Source organism: Caballeronia humi, from assembly GCF_001544475.1.
GTDB classification, from domain to species: domain Bacteria; phylum Pseudomonadota; class Gammaproteobacteria; order Burkholderiales; family Burkholderiaceae; genus Caballeronia; species Caballeronia humi.
The window spans coordinates 1-1,161 of the sequence record NZ_FCNW02000192.1 but is presented as its reverse complement, the minus strand read 5'-3'; the positions used below and the strand labels follow the sequence as shown (position 1 = coordinate 1,161).

The following is a 1,161-nucleotide window of genomic DNA, read 5'->3' as shown; positions in this document are numbered from 1 at the left end:
CGTCAGGCCTGCATCCTTCAACTGCTTCAGGTTGACAGCTTCCATGTCGGCAGCACCTGCCTTCACGTTCGCCAATGTCGTGCCGGCCGTACCGCCTGCCAGCGTGACCTTGCCCTTCGTCGAGTCGTCATATGCAACGAATGCGTTCGTCACAGTACCGTTCGTGTCGGTCGTCAGGCCTGCATCCTTCAACTGCTTCAGGTTGACAGCTTCCATGTCGGCAGCACCTGCCTTCACGTTCGCCAATGTCGTGCCGGCCGTACCGCCTGCCAGCGTGACCTTGCCCTTCGTCGAGTCGTCATATGCAACGAAGGCGTTCGTCACGTTGCCGCTCGTGTCCGTCTTCAGGCCTGCATCCTTCAACTGCTTCAGGTTGACGGCATCTGCGTCAGCCGTACCTGCCAGGACTTGGTGGATTTGCGCGCCAGCAGTGCCAACACCCAGCGTGACCGAGTTCTTGGCGGCGTTGTCGTATGCGACGAATGCGTTCGTCACAGTACCGTTCGTATCCGTCGTCAGGCCTGCATCCTTCAACTGCTTCAGGTTGACAGCTTCCATGTCGGCAGCACCTGCCTTCACGTTTGCCAGCGTCGTGCCGGCCGTGCCGCCTGCCAGCGTGACCTTGCCCTTCGTCGAGTCGTCGTATGCGACGAATGCGTTCGTCACGTTGCCGCTCGTGTCCGTCTTCAGGCCCGCGTCCTTCAGTTGCTTGACGTTCACCGCGTCCATGTCGGCTGCACCAGCCTTCACGTTCGCCAGCGTCGTGCCGGCCGTGCCGCCTGCCAGCGTGACCTTGCCCTTCGTCGAGTCGTCATATGCGACGAATGCATTCGTCACGTTGCCGCTCGTATCCGTCTTTAGGCCCGCATCCGTCAATTGCTTGACGTTCACTGCGTCCATTTCGGCCACACCAGCCTTCACGTTCGCCAGCGTCGTGCCAGCCGTGCCGCCTGCCAGCGTGACCTTGCCCTTCGTCGAGTCGTCGTATGCGACGAATGCGTTCGTCACGTTGCCGCCCGTACCGACCGTCAGGCCTGCATCCTTCAACTGCTTCAGGTTGACAGCTTCCATGTCGGCTGCACCAGCCTTCACGTTTGCCAGCGTCGTGCCGGCCGTGCCGCCTGCCAGCGTGACCTTGCCCTTCGTCGAGTCGTCGTATGC

At 61.3% G+C, this 1,161-nt stretch carries 1 pseudogene; it reads right to left on the bottom strand.

Features of this window, described 5'->3' with window-relative positions:
- Window positions 1-1,161: pseudogene (locus tag AWB65_RS36560) on the bottom strand (YadA-like family protein); the annotation flags it as partial.